19 protein-coding genes are annotated in these 20,613 nt (G+C 61.8%); 14 read left to right on the top strand and 5 right to left on the bottom strand.

Annotation, left to right across the window (positions count from 1 at the left end; translation table 11 throughout):
* The first annotated feature begins 20 nt into the window (after nt 1-20).
* The 13 genes from ANTHELSMS3_RS03785 (at nt 21) to ANTHELSMS3_RS03725 (ending at nt 13,152) form a co-directional block, all read left to right on the top strand.
* Entirely contained in the window at nt 21-1,139 is a 1,119-nt protein-coding gene (locus tag ANTHELSMS3_RS03785; protein ID WP_094033710.1) for a mandelate racemase/muconate lactonizing enzyme family protein, read from the top strand.
* A gap of 58 nt (nt 1,140-1,197) precedes the next feature.
* Complete coding sequence (locus tag ANTHELSMS3_RS03780; RefSeq protein WP_094033709.1) at nt 1,198-1,965, top strand: SDR family oxidoreductase; 768 nt, start codon at nt 1,198-1,200, stop codon at nt 1,963-1,965.
* A gap of 521 nt (nt 1,966-2,486) precedes the next feature.
* Nucleotides 2,487-2,924 (top strand): hypothetical protein, encoded by a 438-nt coding sequence (locus ANTHELSMS3_RS03775; RefSeq protein WP_094033708.1) that lies wholly within the window; start codon nt 2,487-2,489, stop codon nt 2,922-2,924.
* 19 nt (nt 2,925-2,943) lie between these two features.
* Entirely contained in the window at nt 2,944-3,198 is a 255-nt protein-coding gene (locus ANTHELSMS3_RS03770; protein ID WP_094033707.1) for a PepSY domain-containing protein, read from the top strand.
* A 101-nt stretch (nt 3,199-3,299) separates the two neighbouring features.
* Entirely contained in the window at nt 3,300-4,277 is a 978-nt protein-coding gene (locus ANTHELSMS3_RS03765; RefSeq protein ID WP_094033706.1) for an ABC transporter substrate-binding protein, read from the top strand.
* A gap of 13 nt (nt 4,278-4,290) precedes the next feature.
* Entirely contained in the window at nt 4,291-5,043 is a 753-nt protein-coding gene (locus ANTHELSMS3_RS03760) for an ABC transporter permease (protein WP_094033705.1), read from the top strand.
* Entirely contained in the window at nt 5,040-5,654 is a 615-nt protein-coding gene (locus ANTHELSMS3_RS03755; protein WP_254694836.1) for an ABC transporter ATP-binding protein, read from the top strand. The genes ANTHELSMS3_RS03760 and ANTHELSMS3_RS03755 overlap by 4 nt, the downstream gene beginning before the upstream one ends.
* A 30-nt stretch (nt 5,655-5,684) precedes the next feature.
* On the top strand, nt 5,685-6,404 hold the full coding sequence (locus ANTHELSMS3_RS03750; protein WP_094033703.1) for an ABC transporter ATP-binding protein: 720 nt from the start codon (nt 5,685-5,687) through the stop codon (nt 6,402-6,404).
* On the top strand, nt 6,401-7,192 hold the full coding sequence (locus ANTHELSMS3_RS03745; RefSeq protein ID WP_094033702.1) for an ABC transporter permease: 792 nt from the start codon (nt 6,401-6,403) through the stop codon (nt 7,190-7,192). Before ANTHELSMS3_RS03750 ends, ANTHELSMS3_RS03745 begins: the two co-directional genes overlap by 4 nt.
* A gap of 481 nt (nt 7,193-7,673) precedes the next feature.
* On the top strand, nt 7,674-8,576 hold the full coding sequence (locus ANTHELSMS3_RS03740) for a sugar ABC transporter substrate-binding protein (protein ID WP_094033701.1): 903 nt from the start codon (nt 7,674-7,676) through the stop codon (nt 8,574-8,576).
* Nucleotides 8,577-8,604: 28 nt separating this feature from the next.
* On the top strand, nt 8,605-9,615 hold the full coding sequence (locus ANTHELSMS3_RS03735) for a TAXI family TRAP transporter solute-binding subunit (RefSeq protein ID WP_094033700.1): 1,011 nt from the start codon (nt 8,605-8,607) through the stop codon (nt 9,613-9,615).
* A 55-nt stretch (nt 9,616-9,670) separates the two neighbouring features.
* Nucleotides 9,671-11,758, top strand: a complete 2,088-nt coding sequence (locus ANTHELSMS3_RS03730) for a TRAP transporter permease (RefSeq protein ID WP_094033699.1) — start codon at nt 9,671-9,673, stop codon at nt 11,756-11,758.
* A 2-nt stretch (nt 11,759-11,760) separates the two neighbouring features.
* A complete protein-coding gene (locus ANTHELSMS3_RS03725) occupies nt 11,761-13,152 on the top strand; it encodes a hypothetical protein (RefSeq protein ID WP_094033698.1) in 1,392 nt (463 codons plus the stop codon).
* A 44-nt stretch (nt 13,153-13,196) separates the two neighbouring features.
* Here the strand turns inward: ANTHELSMS3_RS03725 and ANTHELSMS3_RS03720 are convergent, their stop codons facing one another.
* The 5 genes from ANTHELSMS3_RS03720 to ANTHELSMS3_RS03700 form a co-directional block, all read right to left on the bottom strand.
* Nucleotides 13,197-13,907 carry an SDR family oxidoreductase gene (locus tag ANTHELSMS3_RS03720; protein ID WP_094033697.1) on the bottom strand — a complete coding sequence of 237 codons (711 nt, stop codon included), beginning with the start codon at nt 13,905-13,907 and terminating at the stop codon, nt 13,197-13,199.
* Between the two features lie 42 nt (nt 13,908-13,949).
* Nucleotides 13,950-14,519, bottom strand: coding sequence for an aldehyde dehydrogenase family protein (locus tag ANTHELSMS3_RS03715; protein WP_198319875.1), 570 nt, complete (start codon nt 14,517-14,519; stop codon nt 13,950-13,952).
* Between the two features lie 17 nt (nt 14,520-14,536).
* Entirely contained in the window at nt 14,537-17,062 is a 2,526-nt protein-coding gene (locus ANTHELSMS3_RS03710) for a branched-chain amino acid ABC transporter ATP-binding protein/permease (RefSeq protein ID WP_094033695.1), read from the bottom strand.
* Between the two features lies 1 nt (nt 17,063).
* Nucleotides 17,064-17,942: a branched-chain amino acid ABC transporter permease gene (locus ANTHELSMS3_RS03705; protein ID WP_094033694.1), complete on the bottom strand. Its 879-nt coding sequence runs from the start codon at nt 17,940-17,942 to the stop codon at nt 17,064-17,066.
* A gap of 61 nt (nt 17,943-18,003) precedes the next feature.
* Nucleotides 18,004-19,284, bottom strand: a complete 1,281-nt coding sequence (locus ANTHELSMS3_RS03700) for an ABC transporter substrate-binding protein (RefSeq protein WP_094033693.1) — start codon at nt 19,282-19,284, stop codon at nt 18,004-18,006.
* Between the two features lie 142 nt (nt 19,285-19,426).
* Between ANTHELSMS3_RS03700 and ANTHELSMS3_RS03695 the strand changes: the two genes are divergently transcribed.
* Nucleotides 19,427-20,404 carry a LysR substrate-binding domain-containing protein gene (locus ANTHELSMS3_RS03695; protein ID WP_094033692.1) on the top strand — a complete coding sequence of 326 codons (978 nt, stop codon included), beginning with the start codon at nt 19,427-19,429 and terminating at the stop codon, nt 20,402-20,404.
* Nucleotides 20,405-20,613 lie beyond the last annotated feature (209 nt).

The raw sequence follows: 20,613 nt of genomic DNA, 5'->3' as shown, positions 1-20,613 counted from the left end.
AGTTCACCGGAGCCATTGACATGACGAACTCAAATTCCGCCAATCGCATTGCGCGCGTTACCGTCCGCCTGTTCGATGTGCCGCTGGCCGAGGTGCTGAGTGATGCCAAACACGGCGACCATACCCATTTCGAGTTGATCACCGCCACGGTCACACTGGAAGACGGCAGCGAAGGGACCGGGTATACCTATACCGGCGGCAAGGGCGGGCGCGCGATTGCCGCGATGATCGAACATGACCTTGCGCCGTTTCTGATCGGTCGGTCGGCGCAAGATGTCGAGGCGCTGTATGACGCGATGCAATGGCATGTGCATTACGTCGCGCGCGGGGGCATCGCGTCATTTGCGATCTCGGCGGTGGATATCGCGCTGTGGGATCTGCGCGGCAAACGCATGGACCAGCCGCTGTGGCAGATGGCGGGCGGGGCAGGGGACCGATGCCGCGCCTATGCGGGCGGGATCGACCTGAACTTTCCATTGCCAAAGCTGCTGGACAGCATTCGGGGCTATCTGGACCGTGGTTTCAACGGTGTGAAGATCAAGATCGGGCAGCCGACGCTGGCCGAGGATGTCGTCCGCATCAAGGCGGTGCGTGACCTGATCGGCCCGGATGTGACGTTCATGGTCGATGCCAATTATTCGATGGAAGTGGATCAGGCGATCGCGGCGGCGCGGGCCTTTGCGCCCTATGATATCACATGGTTCGAGGAACCGATCATCCCCGACAACTACAAGGGCTATGGCCAGATCGCCGACGCCACCGGCATGCCGCTGGCGATGGGAGAAAACCTGCACACGATTCATGAATTTGAATACGCGGTGGCGGAGGCACGTCTGAGCTTTCTGCAACCGGATGCGTCCAACTGCGGCGGCATCACCGGCTGGCTACAGGTGGCGGCATTGGGCCGTGCCCACGGCATTCCGGTCTGCAGCCACGGGATGCAGGAGTTGCACGTCAGCCTTGTGTCCGGTCAGGGGCAAGGCGGCTGGATCGAGGTGCATTCCTTTCCCATCGACACCTACACGACCCGCCCGCTGGTGGTCGAGGATCACCTTGCGGTCGCCCCGGACAGCCCGGGGACGGGGGTGGTCTTTGACTGGGCAAGATTGCAGGCTGCGCATGACGACATGCACGGATGATCAGAATTGACGCCTGCCGGACAGCCCGAAAGACCCTGATCAAGATCGGAGAATGCGAATGACTGTCCTGAAATCCTTTGACCTGACCGGCAAGACCGCTTTGGTTACAGGCTGCAAGCGCGGGATTGGCCGCAGCATGGCAAAAGCCTTGGCGCAGGCGGGCGCGGACATTGTGGGTGTCAGTGCGTCCATGCGGCCGGGGTCCGAGGTGGAACAGGCGGTGACGGCGCTGGGGCGCAAGTTCACCCCATACCAGTGCGATTTTTCCGACCGCGCGGCGGTAACGGGGTTTGCTGCGCAGGTCGAGGCGGATGGGATCAAGCCCGATATCCTGATCAACAACGCCGGCACCATCAAGCGCAAGCCAGCGGCAGAGCATCCCGACGAGTGGTGGGATGAGGTGATTGAGGTGAACCTCTCGGCGCAGTTTGTCCTCAGCCGTGAAATCGGGCGCGGGATGGTTGAACGGGGCAGGGGCAAGATCATCTTCACCGCCTCGCTGCTGAGTTTTCAGGGCGGGATCACCGTGCCGGGCTACGCCGCCTCCAAAGGCGGGATTGGGCAGCTGACCAAGGCGCTGGCCAATGAATGGGCGGGCAAAGGCGTAAACGTGAATGCCATTGCGCCGGGCTATATCGCCACCGACAACACCCAGGCCCTGCAGGACGATCCGGACCGGTCCGAGGCGATCCTTGCGCGGATTCCGCAGGGGCGTTGGGGCACGCCGCAGGACTTTGCCGGACCGGCGGTCTTTCTGGCCTCTGCCGCGTCGGACTATGTGAACGGTGAGATCCTGGTGGTGGACGGCGGCTGGATGGGGCGCTGACTACTGGCATTTGAAGAGCATGACCCCTGTCCTCAACCTCCTTTCAAGGCAGGGTCGTCTACGGTCTGCAACGTCCAGACGTTGAATTGCCAAACCGGTCCGAAAGACAGCGGTGCGCCCAACGCGCGAATCAACAGGCGCGCGGCAAGGTCATTGCGGGCCTGAAACTGCTGGCAATCGCCGCCAATTCACTGCGCTGGCATTGTCCGTCATCCACGCAACCGGGCCAAAAGTACCGGTTGCGAAAAGCCCCCGGTTTGATTGGGATGACATCGACACACCCGAGACGACGAGGCGGGGAAGGGAGGGGGTAATGCAACGGATGATCGCTCCGCTTTTGGCGGTAATGTCGCTCCGCGGCGTGGATGAACCCGGTTGTCGCCCCGACGCGCCACGCTTTTCCCCACATGTCCGCAATCCAACATTTTTCCCGATGTCGCCCGAGAAAAGGCGATCAGAACGGCACAAGTCGGCCAGCCAACTCGCAGCATGGCCATGACCCTCAAGTATAGGAGAACCTGATGAAGTTTCTGACTGCTGCCGCCCTTTCATGCGGCCTTGCCACCCCTGTCATTGCGGCGCCTTTGTGTGATGATCTCGGCTTTGCCGGGCTGCTGGCTTCTTGCAACCGGGGAGAGCCGATCCAACTGACACTCTCCTCTGGTCAGCCGCTGGGCGAGGACGTGACCCTGCAATCCGGGGCTTACTACAAGATGATCATCACCTCCGACGGATCCGCTGAACTGGCCATCACGGGGTCAGAGTTTTTTCGCGCGATCTGGATGAATGAGATTGTCATCAACCAGATCGAAATTCGCCCGATGGCCATAGACTCGATCGAATTTGACGCGGAAGGCGTGGCGGAGTTGTCGTTTGTCGCCATCAAACCCGGCACTCACATCCTGCGCATTCCCGGATCGACCGGCGAAACCCAGCAGATCCGCATCAGCATTCAGTAACCCACCGGAGCCTTCAGATATGACCCGTACCCTAGCCTTGACCTTTGCAGTGTTCATTGCCGCTCCGTCCTTTGCGGATGGCGACGCGATCCCTCAGGATACCGTAGACAAGATCACCGCCGTTCTGGCCGATATGAAGTGCCAGATGGACCCTCACGATATCGAGATGGAGGATGGCGGATATGATCTGGACGATGTCATCTGCGAGGGCGGCCATCAGTTCGACATCGAACTGGACGCAGACCTGAATGAGGTCAGCCGTCGCGCCGAATAGCCACCGCAGCCGCGACCAAAGGCCAATGGTCAGCGGTGCAACAATGCCCACAATGTACCAAACCGACCGCAAGGTCCGAGAAGCCAACCGGGAGACATCACATGATCCGATCCATCACACGCCGGGGCGCTTGCGCAGTTTTGGCGATGTTTCTTGCTGCTCCCGCCTTTTCTCAGGATCTGCCTGTTATCCGCGCCGCCGTGCTGAAAATCGGCACCGTGAATTGGGAACTATCCACCATCGTCGAGCAGGGATTTGACGAGGCGCATGGCTTTGACCTCGAAATCGCGCCGTATGCTGACAATGGCGCAACCCGTGTCGCTGTCGAGGGTGGAGAGGCGGATGTGGCCGTTGCCGACTGGATCTGGGTGGCGCGGCAGCGCGCTGCTGGCAAGGACTATGTCTTTGTTCCCTACTCCAAGGCGGTTGGCGGGTTGGTCGCGCCAAAAGGCAGCGGCGTCACCTCGCTCAAGGATCTGGCAGGCGGCAAGATCGGTATTGCCGGTGGTCCGCTGGACAAATCATGGCTGATCCTGCGCGCCTACGCGCAGCAGGAATACGGCATGGACCTGAAGGCCGAGACAGAGCAGGTCTTTGGCGCGCCGCCGCTGATCTTCAAATCGGGCCTCAGCGGCGACCTGCAGGGGGCCATCAACTTCTGGCACTTCCTTGCCAAAATGAAAGCCGCCGGCATGGAAGAGGTGATCTCGGTCGAGACGGCAGGCAAGGCGCTGGGGCTGAACACCGACACCCCGCTGCTGGGCTACTACATGAAGGAAAGCTTTCTGGCAGCGAACCCCGGTCTGGCGCAGGCGCTGTATGACGCCAGCCGTGACGCCAAGGATCTGCTGGCCAGCGACGACGCCGCATGGGAGGCAATCCGCCCGATCATGAACGCCAAGACCGACGCCCAGTTCGACCAGCTCAAATCCGACTGGTTGGCAGGTACGCCTGCGCGCGGTCCGGTTGACATCGACGGCGCGAACAAGATGCTGGCGCTGATGAATGACCTTGGCGGCGCCGATCTGGTCGGTAAGGCCACCACCGTGCCCGACGGTCTGTTCGCCGACCTGAACTAAAGCAGATCGCCCGATGAAAGACATGCACGCGGCCACGCCAATCCTGTCGATCATCGGGCTGCTTCTGCTGTGGATCCTTTGCGCCACGCTGACGGCGGACCCGACGGTCCTGCCACAGCCGTGGTCGCTTATCCCCCCCGCCGCGCGCGAAATCGGGTCCGGCGAATTGCCCTTTCACCTTGGCGCCACGCTGTTGCGGGTGATCTGGGCCTTTGCACTGGCAATGACCATCGGCATCGCGCTGGGCCTTGCCATGGGGCGGTCAGAGGCGCTGAACCGCTGGCTGGACCCGTGGCTGGTGATCTTTCTGAACCTGCCCGCGCTGGTCCTGATCGTGCTGTGTTACCTGTGGATCGGCCTGAATGAGACCGCCGCGATTCTGGCGGTGACGCTGAACAAGATCCCCAACGTCGCCACCGTGATCCGCGAAGGCGCGCGCGCCCTTGATCCTGATCTGGACGCGATAGCGCGGGTCTACCGGATGTCCTGGCTGGCCCGGATGCGCCACGTCACACTGCCGCAATTGGCGCCCTTCATCACCGCCGCAGCGCGGTCCGGCGTGGCGGTGATCTGGAAAATCGTTCTGGTGGTCGAATTTCTTGGCCGTTCCAACGGCGTTGGTTTCCAAATTCACCTGTACTTTCAGCTGTTTGATGTGGCTATGGTGCTGGTCTATGCGCTGTCCTTCATAGCTGTGATGTTGGCGGTGGAATGGCTGGTCCTGCAACCTTGGGAACGCCGCATCCGGCGGTGGAGAACCGTGTGATCCGGGCTGACATCACCTCAAAATACTTTGGCGATCAGCAGGTACTGGGGCCGGTGCGGTTTGACATTCGGCCGGGGGAAACCGTTGCGTTGTTGGGGCCTTCCGGCATTGGGAAATCCACTATCTTGCGGATCATGGTCGGGATCGACACAAGGTTTGAGGGCACCGTGACGCGCCCCGACAATATGGCGATTGTCTTTCAGGAACCGACCTTGCTGCCCTGGCGCAGCGCGCTCGACAATCTGCTGATCGCGCGCCCGACGCTGGGGGCGAACGCCGCGCGCGCCGCGCTGGCGCGGGTCGGTCTGTCGGGCCGCGACGATGCCTTTCCCGGCCAGTTGTCCCTTGGGCAACAACGTCGGTTGTCGCTGGCGCGAGCCTTTGCCGGATCGCCGGAATTTCTAGTGATGGACGAGCCGTTCGTGTCGCTGGACCCGGAGATGGCGGAGCAGATGCTGACCCTCACAGAGGCTTTGATCATCGAGGCAAAGCCCGCCACCCTTTTTGTGACCCACGCGCGGGCAGAGGCGGATCGGCTGGCCGACCGCACGCTGGTCCTGTCGGGCAAACCCGCGACGTTGCAAGAGGAGGGCGCTGAACATGGTGTTTAGCGACGATCTTTTTCTAGCCGCAGGTCAGCCATGACAGAGGGTCTTTTTGTTCAGGATCTCAGCTTTGCCTATGGTCCCAATCAGGCTCTGGATGGCGTGTCCTTCGATCTGCAGAAGGGCCGCTTTTGCGCTTTGCTTGGCCCCAACGGCGCGGGCAAATCGACGCTGGTGTCGCTGCTGACCCGGCTGTTGGTCTCCCCCTCTGGCACGATCCGCATTGCCGGGCATGACATGCGCCAAGCGCCCGGTCGGGCGCTGGCCAAGCTGGGCGTGGTTTTTCAACAGCCGACGCTGGATATGGATCTGAGCGTGCGCCAGAACCTTGCCTATTTCGCCGCGCTGCACCGGCTGCCGCGCAAGGGGTTGAATGCGCGGATCGACACCGTGCTGGCGCGGCTGGATATGGCGGAACGCGCACATGAAAAGGTCCGCGCGCTGAACGGCGGCCACAGACGGCGCACCGAACTGGCCCGGTCATTGCTGCATGACCCACAGGTGCTGCTGCTGGATGAACCCACCGTCGGGCTGGATGCGTCCTCTCGCGCGGGGATCGTCGCCCATGTGCATGATCTGGCCGCGCAGGGGATGTGCGTGCTGTGGACGACCCATCTGACCGATGAGGTGCGCGACACCGACGATCTGCTTGTACTGCACAAGGGGCAAATCCTGACGAGCGGTCAAGCGGGTGGAGTGCGCGGCGATCAAAGCCTGTCGGACTGGTTCCTGAACCAGACGGGGACCACCGTATGAGCGGGTGGCTGATCGCCCTGCGCGCGATTGTCGGGCGCGAATTCCTGCGCTTTATCCATCAGCGCGAAAGGTTTCTGTCGGCGTTGGTACGCCCGCTGGTTTGGCTGCTGATCTTTGCTGCCGGGTTCCGTGCGGCGCTGGGCCTGTCGATCATCCCGCCCTATCAGACCTATATCACCTATGAGACCTATATCGTTCCCGGCCTGTGCGCGATGATCCTGCTGTTCAACGGTATGCAAAGCTCTCTGTCACTGGTCTATGACCGCGAAATGGGTTCAATGCGACTGCTGTTGACCAGCCCGCTGCCGCGCTGGTGGCTGCTGTTCTGCCGCCTGCTGGGGGCCAGCGCGATTTCCGTTCTGCAGGTCTATGCTTTTCTCGCAATCGCGGCGCTGTTTGACATCACCATGCCGCTTTGGGGCTATGTTGCCGTGCTGCCGGGCCTGTTTCTGGGCGGTCTCATGCTGGGGGCGCTAGGCCTTGTGTTGTCCAGCCTTGTCCGCCAGCTGGAGAATTTTGCGGGCGTGATGAACTTTGTCATTTTCCCGATGTTCTTTCTGTCTTCGGCGCTCTACCCGCTGTGGAAAATGGCCGAAAGTTCAGAGCTTTTGTATGGTATCTGCGCGCTAAACCCGTTTACCCATGTGGTCGAACTGATCCGCTTTCTGTTGTACCTGCAATTCAATTTGGGGGCGCTTCTGTGGGTCGTCGGGTCGACCGTCGTCTTTGGGTTGCTTGCCCACTGGGGTTACGATCCGGCGCGCGGCTTGATGAAGCGCAAGGTCTGAGAACGTCCCGTTCAGCAAATCTGACGACCTGCCTTGCTAGCGTTTGACCATTGGACTGGGATGCACTGGCGTCCAATTTGATTGCGGGGGCTGGACGCGCCAACACGCTACGCCACGCAATCGCCGTCTCTTGTCCGGGTTGCGGTTCGGTTCGAACCGGCGCAAACGCGCGGACCGTCAGTGACTCATATGCAATGCAGACCAATCGGATGGCAACTGCACTTGGCGCAACCTTAAATTGCAACCCGGTTCGGCGTGGTTCTGCCCCGGTAGCGGGATGGCCATGATATGACCGATCGTTCTCTCCGGTGGTGGCGAAGGGAGAGGTAATTAACCCTCTGACCAGGTTCGAGAAAATCAACGGAATTTGAGCTATATGCCTTTGGCTTATAGCGCCATCGGTATTTCGTGTTTCATGCCCTCCGTCGCCCTGACGTAGTGTCCGACGGCATACAACGCAGGATCAACACGCCGGAGGCGCATGACCAAGAAGCCACGACATATCGTCTGCATCACCAAGAACGGAACCAACCCTGCCTATCAGGGGGCGCGGATCGGGGTGCGCCGCATAGCGGAGCAGGCGGGCTGCAGGGTGACGTCCCTCTGGCCGCAGACGCCGGATGATCCGGAAGAACAGGCCGCGCTTTTGCGGGCCGCCCTGAAAGAGTCCCCCGATGCGATCATGATCGCACCGGCCGATCCGGCGCGATTGGATCCTGAACTCGAACTGGCGCGGGCGGTGGGCCTGCCGATCATCTCTTTTGTCAGTCGGTCGGCCGCGATCGCGCCGGACTGCTTTGTCACCTCTGACAATCGCGCACTGGCGGAGGGTATCGCGGTGCATCTCTTTTCTGCGCTGAACGGGCGGGGACGTGTCGGCATCATCGAAGGCAATCCTGCGTCAGAGACCAGCGCCCCCCGCACCGAGGGGTTCATGGCCGCCATTGACGGCGCTCCGGGCATCACGTTGGCGGCGCGTGGGGTCGGCTATTATCAGCGCGACCAGGCAGCCATGGCCACGAAGGCGATGCTGGACAAAACGCGCGATCTGGACGGAATGCTGGTGGCCAATGATTTCATGGCGCTCGGCGTCATTGACGAATTGAGACAGGCTGGCTTGTCGATTCCGGTCGTTAGCGTGAACGCCATGCCGCAGGCCATTGAGTCGCTGCATAACGGTTCTCTTCTGGCTACCTCGGCCTTTGACGCGATGAAGATCGCCTGCACCGCCACTATGGCCACGCTGCGGCTGTTGGATGGTCGCGACGTGCCCGAGAATATCATGCTTCCGGTCGAGATCGTGACCGTACGCAACTGCGCCCCGTGGGAGCGGGGATACGAAGACCGTCCATTGCCTGTCTGGGAGGACATCGTCGGGCGGTAACGGATTTGCAAATTAAGGGGAGGAAGACATGTCGTTTATAAAAACCATCGCGGCCGCCGTTATGGGGCTGGCACTGGCCAGCCCGATTCAGGCGCAGGACACGCGCGATTTCCTGATCTCGACCGCCGGAACGGGCGGGTCGTTCTATCCGGTGGGGGTGGGCATCGCCACGCTGGTCAAGCTGAAGCTGGGAACCCGGCCCGAGGGCAAGATCAACCTGTCAGCGCTGACCTCGCAGGGGTCTTTTGACAACGTCAACATCTTGTCGGACGGGCGTGCGGACTTTGGCGTCATCCAGTCGCTCATGGTCGATTTCGGCTATCATGGTACCAATGATTTTGAGGGCAAACCCAAGGAGACCCTCCGCGCCGTCACCGCGTTGATGTTCAACACCAACCAGTTCATCACCTACAAAGAGAACGCGCCCACCGGGACGATCAGCGACATTCTCGACATGCAGGGATCCAAGGTCGTTCTGGGGACCAAGAATTCGGGCGGGTTGCTGGAATACCGCCTGTTCATCCAAAAGCTGGGCGCACCACAGGGCGAGGGCTTTTTTGACGAAAGCTATATGGGGTTCCGCCAGCGGGCCGAGGCGCTGATCAACGGCAATCTCGACGGTATCAACCTGACTTCCGGCATTCCCAACTCTTCGGCCACGCTTGCGCTGTCCAGTTTGGGCGACAAGGCCGTTCTGTTAGGCTTTACCGAAGAACAGCTTGCCAAAGTCACCGACGGCACCGTCTGGGGGCCCTATACGATCCCGGCAGGCACCTATCCCGGACAAGATGCGGACCTGCAGACAGTGGCGCAGCCCAATCTATTGGTGACGACGGCCGACACGCCCGAGGACGTGGTCTATGAGGTGGTCAAGACCATGTATGAAAACCTGCCCTTCCTGCGCAGCGTGCATGGGTCGCTGAATGACCTGTCTCCCGAAAATGCGCTCAAGGGTATCACCGTTCCGCTGCATCCCGGGGCGATCCGGTATTACGAAGAGATCGGCATCACGGTGCCAGATCATCTGAAGCCGGTTTGAAGGATCAGCCGTGACCGACACCTCGCTTTCCGAGTCGCCCGTGGGGAGGGACGCAATGCGCGTCCCTCCCGCATGGCTACGCTGGTTCACGGCCACCGCCGCGTTGGTGACGGCGGTGATCCACCTCTACTACAACTCGATCGGGCTGATTTCTGAGCTGCGCTTTGCCGCACTGCACTTCGGTCTGTTCGGTCTTATCTGCGCCCTGACCGTCCCGGCGCGGAAATCGGTGCTGGTACGGGGGCCGGTCGCCTTGGGCATCGACATCATGCTGGGGCTGACCGCGCTGTTCTGCGGGATCTATTTCATTGGCGGCGAAGACGCCTACTGGGAGCGGGGCGGTCGCATGGCCGGGCTCGACTGGTATGTGGCGCTTGGTTCGATCCTGCTGGCGCTGGAATTCCTGCGCCGCTGCATGGGAATTATGATCCCTATTCTGATCGTCGTGGCGTTGAGCTACGCGGCGTTCTGGGGTCAGCACATCCAGGGCGTTTTCCGCTTTCCCGGCATCGCCGTCGAAGAGCTGATCGCGCGCGCCTATTTCGTCAATCTGGGTCTGTTCGGCGACATCGCACAAATTTCGATGACCTACGTCTTTATGTTTGTGCTGTTCGGCAGCTTTCTGGTGAAGTCGGGCGCATCCGATTTCATCATCGACCTCTCGCGTGCCATTGCGCGCCGGGCCATTGGCGGGGCCGGGATCGTTGCGGTTCTGGGCTCTGCGATGATGGGCTCGATTTCGGGCGCGGCGGTGGCCAATATCGTCACCACCGGCGTCGTGACCATCCCGTTGATGAAACGCTCGGGCTATAAGGGCACCTTTGCCGCGGCGGTCGAAACTGCCGCCTCGACCGGCGGACCGCTCTTGCCGCCGATCATGGGGGCCGGGGCCTTTGTGATGGCAAGCTATACGCAGATTTCCTACCTGACGATTGCCGCCATCGCGGTGTTGCCCGCGATACTCTACTTTCTGTCGGTGATTTATCTGATCCGGATGCAAGCTCTGAAAAACGGCTTGACCGAGTTCGAAGATGAAGATGCCCGCCCGGTGAGGCAGGTGCTGCGCGAAGGTGGTTTCACTCTCGCGCCGGTGGTGATCCTGATTGTGTTGCTGGTCGTGGGCTACACCGCGACCTACGCCGCCTCTGGTGCCATACTTGCCAGTATCGCCTTTTCCTGGCTGACGCCGCGCCCGATGAAGCCGCGCGATGTGGTCGAGGCGGTGATCGACGGAGTCAAGAATGCGACCCCGACCGCGATCTTGTTGATCAGCATCGGCCTTTTGGTGGGCGTGCTGGGAACCACCGGCTTTGGGCCGACCTTTTCGCTGATGATCATCGACTGGTCTGGCGGGTCGTTGATCGTGATGCTGGGTCTGATCACGCTTGTGTCGCTGGTCTTGGGCATGGGGCTGCCGGTGACGGCTGCCTATATTGTGCTGGCCACGATTTCGGCTCCGTCTCTGGCCGACCTGATTACCACCACTAATATGATTGAGGTGCTGACCAGCGGCGCGGTTCCAGAGACGGTGTCGATGATGCTGAGCCTAGTCGATCCGGGCATCGGAGAGCGTCTGGCCGCCGGTCTGACCGAGGCCGAGGCCCATGCCCTGCTGGCGACCATGCCGCTGGAATTGCGCGCCGCGCTGCGGCCCGAGTTGCTGGACCGCGAACTGATGACCGCCTCACTGCTGGCGGCGCATATGATCATCTTCTGGGTCTCACAGGACAGCAACGTGACACCGCCGGTCTGTCTGCCGGCTTTCGTTGCAGCGGCCATTGCCAAAAGTCCGCCCATGGCCACCGGCTTTGCCGCCTTCCGGCTGTGCAAGGGGCTGTACATCATTCCGCTGCTCTTTGCCTTTACGCCCCTGCTCAGCGGCGACTGGGTGCAGATGTTCGCCGTTTTCCTACCGGCGATGCTGGGGCTGCATGCGCTGTCCGCGGCCATGAGCGGGATCTTGGAGCGCCGGATCGGGCTGATCGGACGGGGCGTTGCCGCAAGTTTTGGCGTGGCGCTGCTCTGGCCGGTGGGCGTGGTGGTTCACGCGGCGGTTGGCGTGGTCTATCTGGTCTGGGCGGGCTATGACTGGCGCCAAAGACGCGCGGCGATCGGCGCGGCGGTCGAGGCGAGGCAGGCCTGAGTTTGAGTTCGGACACCACACAACACATTCCCGCCGGGCGGATCGGGCTGTCTTCGGCGCTGTTCACCATCACGGCCGTTCTGGCGACGCTGGGCGCGTTGTTCGACGTGCGCCCGGCCCTTGTCCTGGGGGCCACGACGCTGGGGCTGTTCGTGCTGATCGAATTCTACCGCATCCCGCGTGTGCAGCAGATCGCCGCGCTGGTGCTTGTCGCCATCGCGACGGTTTCGGCCCTGCGGATGGGGGACGTGCTGCATGTCTACGGCGACGGGTTGGTGCGCACCTTGCCATTCCTGCTGGTCTTTGCCGCTGTCGGCTGGCTGCGCAAGGCGGCCGAGCAGAGCCCGTCGATCCAGGCGTTGCGCGACGGCATGGGCGAAATGCGCGAAGGCCACCGCTTTTTGTCGCTAGCGCTGTCGGCGCATGTGATGGGGGCGGGGTTCAACCTTGCCGGGATCGGATTGCTGGCGCCCATGCTCGACGGCAAAGTGACCGGCGCCGATACCGCCAGACGCCTGCGCTGCGCAATCTTGTGGGGGTTCAGCACGGCGGCAAGCTGGTCGCCATTCCTTGTAGGCACAGCGGCGGTGCTGACGGCTTTGCCCGCCATCGGATGGACCGACGCCCTGCCCTACGGCCTGGTGATGGCGGCGGGGTTCCTGATCTGGTCGGTGGTGTTCGACAACCTGACCCGGCGAAACCCTCCGGTGCGGTCGTCGGCTGCGCCGCCGCTGGCGCAGCTTGGCCTGTTGCGTCCGGTGGGGCGTCTGTTGCTGGCGATATTGGTGCTGTTCGCCCTGACCATGGGCCTGATTGAGGGCGTCGGCATGGCACTGACCACGGCCATCGCCATCGTCGGCCCGCTGTATGCGACTGGCTGGATGTTGCTGGTTCATGGCCTCCGGAACGGCGCGCGTGTCGGCAACGCCGCAGTCCAGGTGATTTCGGGCTATCAGGGGATGCGCACAGAAACCACGTTGTTTGTGGCGGCGAACATCTTTGGGGTCGCCATGTCCGAGGTACTGCCCGGCATGGCCGGAGATGTATTGGGCTTTTGGCAGGGCGGGCCGACTGGGGTGTTCTTTTTCGACACCCTGATCATCCTGTGGATTTTCTTGGCCATCTGCGCCATCGGCATTCATCCGATCGTGTCGCTGGTGGTTTTTACCTCGGCTTTCGCCCCCGACACGCTGGGGATTCCCCAGCCTCTGCTGGCGGCCACCATGATGGCGCTGTGGGGGATGGGGACGTCGGTCTCACCGCTTTCGGGCACGACACTGATCATGTCGCAACTTTCGGCCGTATCGTCCTTTACCATCGCGTGGCGCTGGAACGGGCTGTTCTATTTTCTCAGCAGCTTTTGGGTGGCGGCGGTCATCACCATGGCGCGTTAAGGACCCGCCCCGGCGTGTTGGTCACACCGGGGCGGGGGCTGGGCTCAGACCATGCCGCCATTGGGCTGAACGATCTGGCCGTGCACCCAGGACGCGCGTTCAGAGGCCAAAAAGCTGACGACCTCGGCCACCTCGGCTGGCTGGCCGACGCGGTTGAACGGGCTCATCCCGCCAGAGCGTTGAACGGCGGCCTCGTCCTTGCCAGAGCGGAACAGATCGGTGTCCACGGGGCCGGGGGCCACGCCGTTCACCCGGACTCCGCGCCCGGCCAATTCCTTGGACATCGACCGCAGAAGGGACTCCACCGCAGCCTTGCTGGCCGTATAGGGTCCGCCGCCGGGAACGGCGACGCGGACCATCGACGTGGTCAGACCGATGATAGTGCCGCCATCGGACACCCGGGCCGCCGCCGCGCGCAGCACGTTGAAAGCGCCGACGATATTGACCTCGACCAGAGCGCGGAACCGGTCGTCCGGAAACTCTGCAAGCGGACCCGGCGGCACGTTGATCCCGGCGTTGGCGACGACACAGTCCGGGGCCTTGCCAAGCGCGTCGAACACCGCCGCAACCTGTGTGGGATCGCGGATATCGGCCTCGTGCATCGTGATGGTCGCGCCATCGGGCGCGTCTGGCTGTGCCGGTTTGGCGCTGGTGTAGGTCAGCGCCACATCGAATCCGTCCCGTGCGAGCGCCTGGACGATGGCCGCCCCGATCCCTCGCGAGCCGCCGAATATTAGTGCTGTCTTGCGTGTCATGCTGGTGTCCTTTCCTTGGGGCGCGCCCTGCAGCCCGCCGTCTTAGGTGTTGATCTTGACGATCCGTTGTTCGGTCATTTCTTCGCCCGCGTATCGCGGGCCTGCGCGCCCGAACCCGCTGTTCTTGGTGCCGCCATAGGGCATCAGGTCCACGGGTGAGAAAGAGGTTTCATTGATATGCACGCCCCCCACCTCCAGATGCCGCGCGGCGCGGAAAGCATCGTTTAACCGGTTGGTGAACACCCCCGTGGCCAACCCGTTTGGGGCGGCGTTCACGATGTCGATGGCTTCGTCCAATGTGTCGAAGGGGATGGGGCAGAGCACCGGGCCAAAGACGTCGTCGCACGTCGTAGGGATCTGCGCCGCCCAGTCGAGGCTCGCGCCGCGTTCACGCGAGGATGTTCGACCCGCCCGGAACGCCGCATCGGCGACCGAGATCATCGGGTCGACTTGCGCCGTGTCTGTTTCTCGTTCGCGGGCGACCGGCGACCGGCTGTACTTGTCCAATACATCCAGCCGTTTGCCTGTGCCTGGAACTGCGACCTCGTCTATCAGCAGGCTCAACGTCCGATGATTGGCATCCCTGGCAGGCGGAGTTGCGTCATCGCTCATGTCAGGTCCTTCGCACATCACAGCCAGAGAATTTTCTTGCGGTAGTCGAGGTCGTCCAACAGGTCTGAGGCAGGTCCTTCGTGGAACACGGCCCCCTGTTCCATCGCGTAGACCCGGTCGGACAGCGCCAGCACCAAGTCTAAATTGTGCTCGACGATGATGATGGGGACGACCGTGCGCAGTTGGTCGAGCACGCGGAACAGATCCTCAACGACGGCGGGCGCAAGGCCCTCGAACGGTTCATCCAGCAACAGCAGCTTTACATCCGCCGACAGTGCCCGTGCGATGGCCAGCATCTGCTGTTCGCCGCCCGACAGGAAATCCGCATGGCTGGTGATACGTTCCTTGAGGCGGGGAAAGTAGTCAAAGATCCGCTCTTCGGTCCAGTAGGCCCCGCCTTCGCCGCGTGGCCGGGCCAGACGACCCAGCGCAAGGTTGTCACGCACCGTCATCCCCGAAAACAGCCCGCGTCCCTGCGGCACATATCCCACACCGGCGCGGGCGACGTCGGGCGCGGACATGCCGGCAATGTCGGTGCCCGCGAATTTCACCGTGCCGTCGCGCGGGCGCACCAGTCCCGAAACGGATTTGAGGAAGGTTGATTTGCCCGCGCCGTTGCGGCCCAGCAGGGCCACGATCTCGCCTTGGCGGACCTCCAGTGCCGCTCCGTTCAGGATGTGGCTTTTGCCGTAGTAACTGTGCAGATTCTCGACCTGTAGCACCGGGGTGCCTTGTGCCTCGTTCGCCGCGCGGGCTCCGGTCACGGCGGGGGTGCCGGTGCCGGTGTAGACTTCTTGAACGCGCGTGTCGTTGCGGATTTCGTCCGGCGTGCCGGAGACGAGAACAGCGCCGTCGTTCATTACCGTGACCACGTCCGACAGGCCCAGAATGCGGTCGATGTCATGTTCCACGATCAGCACGGGGATGTATTGCGCCATCGTGGTGATCAGTCGCGAAACCCGCTCTCGTTCGGCGGCGGCCAGCCCAGCCAGCGGTTCGTCCAGCAGCAGCATCTGCGGCTTGGTGGCCAGCGCGATGCCCAGATCCACAAGCCGCTGTCCGCCATACGACAGATCGGCGCCCAGCGTGTCCTCAATCCCCTCCAGTCCGAGAAACCGGATCAACTCTGCGGTTTCTGCGTCAATGTCGGTGTAGCTGTCCACATCCCTCCACATATTGTAGCGCCCGGCGTGCTGGGCCTGAAAGGACAACCGCAGGTTCTCGCGAATGGTCAGGCCCTCGAAAAGCGAGGTGATCTGGAAACTGCGCGCCAAACCCGCCTGGCTGATCCGGTGCGGCGGCAGTCCAGCGATAGAGTGGCCATCCAAGGTGATTTGCCCGCCGGTTGGCGCATACTTGCCGGAGATCAAGTTGAACAAGGTGGTTTTGCCCGCCCCATTCGGCCCGATCAGCGCATGAATCTGTCCCGGTGCCACGCTTAGCCCGGCTTCGCGGACGGCCCGGATGCCGCCGAAATTCTTCGACACGCTAGTTGCACTCAGAACTTCGGCCTTTTTGAACGGTGCTGGCCGCAGCGAGGCGGGCAGGTCAAGCCCCTCGTAGATTTTGCGATTGGACATGGCCGCCGCGGTGTCGGGCGGTGGGCTTAGCGTGTGACGGATCTTTTGCACGATGCCGACGATGCCGCCGGGCAGGTACATGACGAAGCCGACAAAGACGATCCCGAACCAGAACAGCCAATCAGAGGTCCAGCCCGACAGCACCTCGCGGAAGAGGGTGAAAAACAGCACCCCGACGGCGGGTCCAAGGATGTGGCCGCGCATTCCACCAATCACGACCATAGCCAGCAACTCTCCCGAGAATTCGATCGAGGTACTCTCGGCGGTGACGATATAGTGTTGAAAGCCCGACAGGATGCCGCCGAGTCCCGTCACGGTCGACGACAGCACGAAAACCCCCAGTTTGTAGCGGTTGACTGCGTAGCCCTGAAATTCGGCCCGCTCCTGGTTCTCGCGGATCGCTTTCAGGACATGGCCAAAGGGCGAATGCACGACGCGGATCAGGCCGAACAGGACAACCAGTCCGATCGCAGCGGTGAAATAGTAGTAGGTCAGGTTGTCGGACAGGTCCAAAGGCAGCAGGGTCGACCGGTCAAAGCCGCCCAACCCGTCCTCGCCCCCGGTGACGGCCGTCCAGCGAAAGGCGATGGAGAATGTCAGAGCTGACAGTGCCAGTGTCATCAGCGCAAAATATACGCCACGGCGGCGCAGCAGCAGCGCACCGACGACCAGCGACAGCAACGCGACAAAGACCAGCCCGGTCAGCATCGGCAGCAGTATCTGGCCATGGAACAGGTGTTTTTGCGCCAGCGCGGCGGCATAGGCGGCAAGCCCGAACCACGCGGCATGACCAAAGGACACCAGTCCAGTGTATCCCATCATCATGTTCAGACCCAGCGCAGAGATGGCCAGCACCACGATCTGCGTTGCGGTGGAGCTGGTCAGCCCCAACAGAGGAACGACAAAGGGCAGGGCAAGCAGGACCAGCGCCGAGCCGATAAGAGTAGCGGTTTTGTCGTGCATCTCAGGACTCAAACTTTTGGATTGACTCGCCCAGCAGGCCGCGCGGGCGCAGCAGCAGGATGAGGAACATCAGCACATACATCGACGCCTCAGAGGCGGCGGGCAGAAAGAACACGGTGACGCCGCGCACGACGCCCACCAGCATCGCTGCGCAGACCACGCCCCAGAAACTGCCCAGCCCGCCAATGATGACGACGACAAACGCGATGGTCAGGATTTCCGCGCCCATGGCTGGATGCACGGTGGTGATCGGGGCGAACATCGCGCCGCCCAAGGCCGCAAGGCCCACACCCAGCATCACCACGGCCGTCATGTAGGGCTGCAACCGGATGCCAAGCGCCGCAACCATGTCGGGATCCTGGATTCCCGCGCGCACCACACGGCCGAACGAGGTCTTGTTGAGCAGCAGCCAGATCGCCGCCAGCACCGCTGCGATCACCGCCAGCATCAAAAGCCGGTATTTCGAAAAGAGGAACGGACCAAGGATGACTGACCCACGGATTTCAGACGGTAGATTGGCAGGCAGCGGGGCCGAGCCCCAGAGCATCCGGATCCCCTGTTCCGCCACCAACGCCAACCCGAAGGTCACCAGCAGGCTGAGGATCGGGTCCTCGCGGTAAAAGCGGCGCAGGATGAACCGTTCGAACAGGATGCCCAGCAGGGCCACCAGAACGGGCGAAACCACCACCCCAAGTGTAAACCCGGTCACGCCCGAAATAGTGACAAAGACATAGGCCCCAAGGGCGTAGAACGCGCCATGTGACAGGTTCACGATGCCGCCCACGCTGAAGATAAGCGACAGGCCAAGAGCGATAAGGAGGTAATACCCGCCGAGCACCAGGCCGTTCACGACCTGCTCGAGCAGAAAGACGATCTGCATGAAGTTTCTGTGTCCCTTTTTGCGCCGCGCCCCCTGTGTCGGGCGCGGCGGCGGTGTCGAATTATGCCGGCAGCTTGCAGGCGCCGTTTTCGACCGATGGGTAGATTGTGGTCAGCGGCTGATCGGCGGCAGGCACAGGGTCGCTCAACGACAGCATGTCGTGCACATCATCATAGGTGCCTTCTTCCTTGACGCTGAAGGCATAGGCCTCTTGCACAAGCTGGTGGTCCTCGGCGCGGAAATAGGCCGGGCGGTTCTTCATGATGTCGAACTCGGACCCGCTTTCGAGGTACTCAATCAGTTCCGGTGTCGCAGCGCCGCCGGTTTCCTGCATCGCCTTGGCCATGATCTGGATCGCGATGTAGGAGATCCACGCATGGTTTTCCGGGATCTTGCCGTACTTCGTCTGAAAGCGTTCGACAAAGGCCTTGCTTTCCGGTGTGTCCAGCGTGTGCAGCCAGACGGTGGGCCAGGTGCCCGACAGGTTGCCGGTGCCGGCGGCCCAAGCGTCTGCGGTGTTCAGGTTAAAGCCGATCATCGGGTAGGGCAGGCCGAACTCTGCGTATTGCTTGACGAAGTTGGTCACCTGATTGCCCGCAAGGTTGAGACAGACATAGTCCGGGTTGGCCTGCCGGATCTTGAGGATGAAGGGGCTGAAATCGGTGACATCTGTCGCGATCAGCTCATCCCCGATTAATTCAGAGTCGTTGCGGTCAAAGAACGCCTTGGCCGCTGTCAGCAGGTCGTGACCGAAGACGTAGTCGGCGGTCAGCGTAAAGAACTTTTTGCCCGCGATGTTCTCTTGCTGCTTGAGCGAGGTGCCCACGGAATTGACCATCACGGTGTTGGGAATGTCGGTACAGAACATGTAGGGTGAGCAGCGTTCGCCGCGCAGTACGTCAGACCGCGGACCAACGGCGATGAACAGTTTTTCGTTGCGCGCCGCAACCTCGGAGATGGCCAGCGAGGTGGCCGAGCTGATCTCGCCAAGGATGAAATCCGCGCCGTCCTGTTCCAGCATCCGCTGCGCTTTGGTCGCGCCGTTTTCGGGATTGATGGAATCCTCGCTCATCAGGTCGATCATGCGGCCCGCGACTCCGCCCGCTGCATTGATTTCCTCGACCGCGAGACTGGCGCCATCGACGGCCCAGCCGCCCAACGTGCCAAGAAAGCCGGTCATCGGGGTCAGGTGGCCGATCTTGATTGGCCCGGATTGCGCCCGCACAAGCGCCGGGGCACCCAGTAGCGAAGCCGCTGCTGTGCCTGTGGCAATCTTGAGAGCGGATCTGCGGGTGAAGAGCGTTCCGGTGCCGCCGGAAACGGTCCGCTTGCGAAAAGTCATGGTCTTTCCTCCCTGTCGTGGCGGGCCTTTTCGGCCTCGCACAGGGACCATCGTAACAATTGCGCAGGGCGACAAATAATACCGAATTCGGAACGGCGTATAAGCTTGCATTATACCTCGGCGCGCAGGTAGATTTTTCACCATGGATATTCGTCAGCTTCGCTACTTCGTCCGCATCGTCGAGATGGGCAGCCTGTCCAAGGCGTCCCAAAGCCTGCATGTGGCGCAGCCCGCGCTCAGCCAGCAGGTTGCCAAGCTTGAAGATCAGGTGGGCAAGCAACTGCTGGTCCGGTCCTCTCGCGGCGTCACCCCGAATGAGACGGGCCGTGCACTGTATCACCATGCCCGGCTGATCCTGCGGCAGTTCGAGCAGGCGATGACCATCGCTCGGTCCGACAATGGCGAGATTACCGGCGTTGCCTCGGTCGGGTTGCCTGCGACAACCGTTGCGGCCGTGGGCTTGCCGTTGGTAAAACGCGTGCGAGAGAAGTATCCTGGCATTTCCCTGAACGTGGTCGAAGCCATGAGCGGCCATGTCGCGCATTTGATCCGCCAAAACCGGCTGGATTTGGCTGTCCTGTTTTCGCGCGATCTGCCCAGCGATCTGTCGGTCGAACCATTGATGGTCGAAGAGTTGTTCCTGATTTTGCCGGGTGAAAGTGACCTTTTGTCCGGTCGCGACAGCGTGACGATGAGCGAAATGGCAAAGGTGCCGTTGGTCCTGCCGACCTCGGATCACGGGTTGCGCAAGCGCATTGAGGCAGAGTTCGAAAGCAGGGCGCTGTTCCCGAATGTTGTGGCCGAAATCGATTCATTGTCACTGGTGATGAACGCGGTGCATGACAAGATCGGCGGCACGATCAAGCCGATGGGCGCGATCATGCAAGAGGGGCAACGCGGGCGATCCTTCCGCTGTCTGCGGGTCTCGGATGCCTCATTCCATCGGTCGAACTACCTGTATTCCTTGCCGCCCAACGCGCTTAGCTCTGCTGCCAGCGTGGTCGCGCATGAATTGCGCATCGTCGTCGAGGATCTCGTTGCGTCGTCAGAATGGACCGGCTTTTTTCCAAGGCCCGAGCCCGGTGACCGGCCCCCGGCCAGCTCTCGCGAGATCGCCTGATTGGGGGCGGTCCTTAGGCTATTCGTCGGTAACCTACGTCGAAATACCCCGATGGCCAGCGCCATAATCCGGTGACAAAGGCCGTTGTGGCTCTCTGAGGTTCGTACTTGCCAAAATTCGTGTGGGGGCGGCCAGCCGGGCAAAGGTCATAGCCTGGCCTTGCGTCACCCCCCCGACCGGACGCATGCGGCTGGCTTTCAGTCCTATAG

Origin of the sequence: Antarctobacter heliothermus (assembly GCF_002237555.1) — a bacterium.
GTDB classification, from domain to species: Bacteria; Pseudomonadota; Alphaproteobacteria; order Rhodobacterales; family Rhodobacteraceae; genus Antarctobacter; species Antarctobacter heliothermus_B.
This window is presented reverse-complemented; position numbering and strand designations above follow the sequence as displayed.